Origin of the sequence: Streptosporangium sp. DT93, assembly GCF_049844535.1 — a bacterium.
Classification (GTDB): Bacteria; Actinomycetota; Actinomycetes; order Streptosporangiales; family Streptosporangiaceae; genus Streptosporangium.
Window position 1 is genome coordinate 1 of the sequence record NZ_JBNCLF010000041.1, and the last position, 7058, is coordinate 7058.

Here is a 7058-nt window from a genome sequence, read left to right on the forward strand (position 1 = left end):
CAACGCCTCATGCCGCTCCACCAAGGTGAGCAGGGCCCGCTCCAGGACGGCGACGTCCAACACACCACGCAACCGCAGCGCGAACGGGATGTGGTACACCGATGAGGATGGGTCCATGCGCTGCAGGAACCATAGGCCTTCCTGCTGGGGGGTGCATGGCAGCGCGCCTTCTCGTGTGACCGGCACGACGGGTTTTTGCGCGGGTGCGACCTCGGACGCATCCAGGCGGGCGGCCAGTTGCGCGAGTGCCGGGTTGGTGAACAGATCGCGCAGGTCGAAATTGATGTTCAAGTGTTCGCGGATCCGGGCGGCGAGCTGGGTGGCGTGCAGGGAGTTGCCGCCGAGGGTGAAGAAGTTGTCGTCGGCGCCGACCTGTTCCACTCCCAGTAGTTCCTGCCAGGTCGCGGCGAGCCAGCGTTCGGTGTCGGTGCGAGGCGGAAGGTGTTCACTGATCTGTGGTGCCGGGTCCGGGAGTGCAGTGATGTCGAGCTTGCCGTTGCGGGTCAGTGGCAGCTCGGGCAGCATCACGAACACGGCGGGAATCATGTACGTGGGTAGTCGGCGCGCCAGGTACTCGTGCAGTTCGGAATCATCCGGGTCGGTGGCGCCGACGATGTAGGCGGCGAGGTAGGTGTCGTCGCGCAGGATGACGGCGCATTGGCGGATGGCGGGGTGGCTGGTGAGGGTGTGTTCGATCTCGCCGAGTTCGATGCGCTGGCCGCGGAGTTTGATCTGGCGGTCGGTGCGGCCGAGGAATTCCAGCAGGCCGTCCGGGCGGCGGCGGACGAGGTCGCCGGTGGCGTACATGCGCTGGCCGGGCTGGTCGGTGTAGGGGTCGGCCATGAAGCGCTGCGCGGTGAGACCGGGCCGGTTGAGGTAGCCGTGGGCCAGACCGGCCCCGGCGATATAGAGCTGACCCGATACTCCGACCGGTACCGGTCGCAGACGTCTGTTGAGAACGTACGCGCGATGGCGGGGCATGACAGTACCGATGGGCACCAGGCCCTGCAACGGCGTGCCGGGGCACACGTAATTGGTGCACGCCACGGTGGTCTCGGTAGGACCGTACCCGTTGTGGAGCACGAGCCCAGGTCGCGACCAACGGTTGGCGAGTTCGACACTGAGCACAGCACCGGCGCAGAACACTTCGCGGAGCCGGCTCTCGACCAGTTGCGCCGGGTCGAGCAGGGCCAGAACCGCCGGAGGGATGTAGGCAACCGTAACGTCTGCTTCTCGTAACAGCGTGGTGAACGCGGCGGGGTCGGCGAAGACGGTGTGTGGTGCGCTGATGATGGTGGCGCCGGCCAGGAGGGGGGCGAAGGTGTCGAAGATGGTGACGTCGAAGGCGGGGTTGGCTGTTTGGGGGATGATGTCGGTGGCGGTGACGGCGAACTGTTCGACCGCGTTGCGGCAGTAGGTGAAGGCTGAGCGGTGGGAGACGAGGACGCCTTTGGGGGTGCCGGTGGAGCCGGAGGTGTAGATCAGGTAGGCGGCGTCGTCTGGTCGGATGTCGACATCCGGTGTGGTGTGGGGGTGGTCGGCCAGCCGGGTTTGGTGTGATGAATCGTCCAGGACCCAGGTGTCGGGGGCGGTGTTGGCGGCCAGGCCGGTCAGGTCGGTGGCGAGGTCGGTCAGGTCGGTGGTGGTCAGCAGGAGCGGTGCTGCGGTGTCGTGGAGTTGGAAGGCCAGGCGGGCCGGTGGGTGCTGGGGGTCCAGAGGCATCCAGGCGGCTCCGCTTTTCATCACCGCGAGCTGGGCGATGAGCAGGTGCGGGCCGCGTTCCAGTAGCAGTGCCACGATGTGGCCTGGGCTGATTCCGGCTTTGCGCAGGGCGTGGGCGAGCCGGCCGGCGTGTTGTTCGAGCAGGCCGTAGGTCAGCTCGCCGGGAGGGCTGTCGTGAAACCCGGCAGGGGTGCCGTGGAAGCGGAAGGCGACCCGGCCGGGATCGTGTCCGGCGGTGACCTGATGCAACAGACCCGAAGCACGAACCACACCAGCGACGACGGTGCGCACCGCTACGCTCCTCCCTCTCGTGGCGCGCTCACAGTGACGGTGTCGTCCGCCTCGGCGGCCGCCGGATTCCAGGCATGGAGCACCTGGTGGCGTTCGGTGGTCGACATGATGTCGATGTCGTCGGCGATGGTGCCCGGTGCGGCCAGGCCGGCGGCGAGGACGGCGGTGTAGTGGTCGAGGAGGCGTTCGATGCGGTCGGCGTCGAACAACTCGGTGGAGTACTCCGCCACCATGTCGAGGCCGTCCCCGTTGTCGATGACGTCGAGCGCGATGTCGAACCGCGAGTAGCCGCCGGTGAGGTCGATGGGCTCCGTCGTCGCAGCCCCCAGTGTCAGGTCGGCTTGGGTGTTGGCGGGTTGGAGGGTGAGGCTGATTTGGAACAGGGGGTTGCGTCCGGTGACGCGTTCGGGTTGCAGGGCGTCGACGATCAGGCCGAAGGGGATGTCTTGGCGTTCGGTGGCGTTGAGGACGCTCTCGTGGCAGCGGTCGATGAGGTCGGCGAAGGTGGGCTCGCCGCTGACGTCGGTGCGCAGGACCAGGGTGTTGGCGAAGAACCCGACGATGGGCTCGATCTCGGGGCGGGTACGGCCGGAGAAGATCGACCCGATGGTCAGATCGTCATGCTCGGTGTAGTAGTGCAGCACGGTGAGGAGGGCCGCTTGGAGGACCGCTAGGAAGGAGACCTGGTGGGTGCGGGCGTAGGCGCGTGCCGCCGCGGCGGTGGCGTCGGGCAGCCGGCGACCGGTGACCGCGCCGGCGCCGCTGGGCTGGGCCGGCCGGGGCCGGTCGCTGGGGAAGTCCAGTGTCGGCAGATCGGCCAGGGCCTCACGCCAGTAGGCCAGCTGACGTTCCATCTCATCGCCATCGAGCCAGCGGCGCTGCCAGACCGCATGATCGGCCGGCCGCAGGCGCAAAGTCGGCAGCGAGGCGTGGTTATCGGTGTACAGGGCGGCGAGCTCCTCGGCGAGAATCTTGCCTGACCAGCCGTCGGCGATGATGTGGTGGACCACCAGCACCAGCACGTGATGATCGGGTGCGATCCGGGCCAGCGCGGCACGGAACAGCGACCCGGCCGCCAGATCGAACGGCCGGTAGATCTCCGCCGTCGCCCACGGCTCGACATCGTCCGCGGCCATCTCGGTTACCGGCAGTGACAGCGCCGACGGTGGAGGGTCGATCACCTGCCGCGGCAGACCGTCCACCTCGACGAACCTGGTACGCAACGCCTCATGCCGCTCCACCAAGGTGAGCAGGGCCCGCTCCAGGACGGCGACGTCCAACGCACCACGCAGCCCCAGCGCGAACGGAATATGGTAGGTCGGCGATGACGGGTCGAGCCGGTGCATGAACCACAGGCCCTCCTGCTGGTACGTGCACGGCAACGCACCATCCTCGGTCACCGGCGCGATCGGCTTCCCGGCGTGTGTGGTCCCGGACTCGTCCAGACGCGCGGCGAGCTGTTCCAGCACCCGGCTGGTGAACAGGTGCCGTGGCTCGAGTTCAATGCTCAGACCGTTGCGGATCCGGGCGATGAGCTGCGTGCCGTGCAGCGAGTTGCCGCCGAGGTCGAAGAAGCCGTCGTGAACGCCGACCTGTTCCACTCCCAGTAGTTCCTGCCAGGCCGCGGCGAGCCAGCGTTCGGTGTCGGTGCGGGGTGCCACGTACTCGGTGGTCGGCGATGCGACGGCGGGTAGCGCGGCGGTGTCGAGCTTGCCGTTGCGGGTGACGGGCAACTCCGGCAGCGCGACCCACGCGGTGGGGATCATGTACATGGGCAGTCGGCGCGCCAGGTACTCGTGCAAATCAGCGGGATCAGGGTCTCCCTGGTCATGGTCGGCGACCACATACGCGGCGAGGTAGGCGTCATCACGCAGGATGACGGCGCACTGACGGACGGCCGGGTGGCCGGTGAGGGTGTGTTCGATCTCGCCGAGTTCGATGCGCTGGCCGCGAAGTTTGACCTGGCGGTCGGTGCGGCCGAGGTAGTCGATCGCCCCATCCCGTCGCCAACGGGTCAGGTCGCCGCTGGCGTACATACGCCAGCCGGGCCGGTCCGCGTAGGGGTCGGCCACAAAGCGCTGCGCGGTGAGACCGGGCCGGTTGACATAGCCGTGGGCCACGGGCCCTCCGATGAAAAGTTCTCCCGGCACCCCGATCGGCACCGGCCGCAGGCGGTCGTCCAGGATGTAGGTCCGCATGTTCGTGATCGGAGGCCCGATCGGCACGGTGACGGCGTCCGGCTCGCAACGCCAGGACGTGACGTCGATCGATGCCTCGGTCGGGCCATAGAGATTGTGCAGCTCGATGTCGGGCCAGATGGCCAGGAACCGGTGCGCCGCGACCGCCGGCAGCGCCTCGCCGCTGGCGAACACCCGGCGCAGGCCCCGCAGCGCTGCCGGATCGAGGCCATCCTGTACGGCGTCGAGAAACGCCAGCAGCATCGACGGAACGAAATGCACCGTGGTGATACCCTCCCGGGCCATCAGCCGATGCAGGTACTCAGGATCGCGGTGGCCGCCAGGCGCGGCGACGACGAGGGTGGCGCCGACGGCGAGCGGCCAGAAGAACTCCCAGACCGAGACGTCGAAGCTGTACGGCGTCTTCTGCAGCACGCGGTCGGTGGGCTCCAGTCGGTACGTCTCCTGCATCCAGTCGAGTTGCTTGTGGACCCCGCGGTGCGAGACCAGGACACCTTTGGGAGTGCCGGTCGAGCCGGAGGTGTAGAGCACGTAGGCGAGTGAGTCGACGGAGACATCACTGTCCGGTGGAGTGGCCGGTTCAGCGGCGAGCGCATCTCGCTCGGTGTCCAGCGTGATCGCGACGGGAAAGGCGGACTCGTGGGTGCTGTGGGTGACGACGACCGGCGGGGCGGCGTCAGCGAGCATGAACGCGAGCCTTTCCGGCGGCAGGTCGGGCTCGAACGGCAGGTAACCTCCACCGGCCTTCAAGGCGGCCAGCAGCGCGATGACCATGTCGGCACTCCGGTACAGGCATACTCCCACCGGAACGCCTGGGCCGACGCCGTGCCGGCGCAGCCTGTGCGCGAGCTGGTTGGCCGCCAGATCGAGCTGCCGATACGTCCATGCCGTGCCGTCGTGGTCGACGACGGCGACGGCCTCCGGCGTACGGTCGACGGCCGTCTCGACCAGCCGATGTACCAGCTCGACCGGCTGCCCGCCGGCGGTGTCGTTCCAGACCTGAAGCACCTGGTGGCGTTCGGTGGCCGACATGATGTCGATGTCGTCGGCGATGGTGCCCGGTGCGGCCAGGCCGGCGGCGAGGACGGCGGTGTAGTGGTCGAGGAGGCGTTCGATGCGGTCGGCGTCGAACAACTCGGTGGAGTACTCGACCATCAGTTCGGATCTGCCGTCGACGTCTGCCACATTGATGAGGATGTCAAAGCGCGCGTAGCTGTCGGTGACCTCGATCGGCTCGGCGCGAACGTCGCCGAGTGTCAGGTCGGCTTGGGTGTTGGCGGGTTGGAGGGTGAGGCTGATTTGGAACAGGGGGTTGCGTCCGGTGACGCGTTCGGGTTGCAGGGCGTCGACGATCAGGCCGAAGGGGATGTCTTGGCGTTCGGTGGCGTTGAGGACGCTCTCGTGGCAGCGGTCGACGAGGTCGGCGAAGGTGGGCTCGCCGCTGACGTCGGTGCGCAGGACCAGGGTGTTGGCGAAGAACCCGACGATGGGCTCGATCTCGGGGCGGGTACGGCCGGAGAAGATCGACCCGATGGTCAGATCGTCTTGCCCGGTGTAGCGGTGCAGCACGGTCAGCAGGGCCGCCTGGAGGACCGCCAGGAAGGAGACCTGGTGGGTGCGGGCGTAGGCGCGTGCCGCCGCCGCGGTGGCGTCGGGCAACCGGCGACCGGCGACCGCACCGGCACCGGTGGGCTGGGCCGGCCGGGGCCGGTCGCTGGGGAAGTCCAGTGTCGGCAGATCGGCCAGGGCCTCACGCCAGTAGGCCAGCTGACGCTCCATCTCATCGCCGTCCAGCCAGCGGCGCTGCCAGACCGCATGATCGGCCGGCTGCAGATACACCTCCGGCAGCGAGGCGTCACCGCCGCTGTACAGGGCGGCGAGCTCCTCGGCCAAGATCTTGCCTGACCAGCCGTCGGCGACGACGTGATGGACCACCAGCATCAGCACGTGATGATCGGGTGCGATCCGGGCCAGCGCCGCGCGGAACAGCGACCCGGCCGTCAGGTCGAACGGCCGCGTCAGCCGCTCGGTCACCCATGAATCGACTCGCTCGGCCTCGACATTTCCCGCCGGCAGCGAGAACGTCGACGGTGGAGGGTCGATCACCTGCCGCGGCAGGCCGTCCACCTCGACGAACCTGGTACGCAACGCCTCATGCCGCTCCACCAAGGTGAGCAGGGCCCGCTCCAGGACGGCGACGTCCAACGCACCACGCAGCCGCAGCGCGAACGGGATGTGGTACACCGATGAGGATGGGTCCATGCGCTGCAGGAACCATAGGCCTTCTTGCTGGGGGGTGCATGGCAGCGCGCCTTCTCGTGTGACCGGCACGACGGGTTTTTGCGCGGGTGCGACCTCGGCCGCATCCAGGCGGGCGGCCAGTTGCGCGAGTGCCGGATTGGTGAACAGATGGCGCAGGTCAAAATTGATGTTCAGGTGTTCGCGGATGCGGGCGGCGAGCTGGGTGGCGTGCAGGGAGTTGCCGCCGAGGGTGAAGAAGTTGTCGTCGGCGCCGACCCGTTCCACTCCCAGTAGTTCCTGCCAGGTCGTAGCGAGCCAGCGTTCGGTGTCGGTGCGGGGTGCCACGTACTCGGTGGTCGGCGATGCGACGGCGGGTAGCGCGGCGGTGTCGAGCTTGCCGTTGCGGGTGACGGGCAACTCCGGCAGCGCGACCCACGCGGTGGGGATCATGTACATGGGCAGTCGGCGCGCCAGGTACTCGTGCAAATCAGCGGGATCAGGGTCACCCTGGTCGTGATCGGCAACGACATAGGCGGCGAGGTAGGTGTCGTCGCGCAGGATGACGGCGCATTGGCGGATGGCGGGGTGGCCGGTGAGGGTGTGTTC

At 68.1% G+C, this 7058-nt stretch carries 2 protein-coding genes; both read right to left on the minus strand.

All coding sequences use genetic code 11. The features are described from left to right. On the minus strand, positions 1-2013 hold a 2013-nt coding region (locus tag ACLQ2R_RS39330), incomplete at its 3' end, for an amino acid adenylation domain-containing protein (protein ID WP_425966519.1). Positions 2014-2015: 2 nt separating this feature from the next. Beyond that, positions 2016-7058: amino acid adenylation domain-containing protein (locus tag ACLQ2R_RS39335; RefSeq protein WP_425966520.1), on the minus strand; the 5043-nt coding region annotated here is incomplete at its 5' end.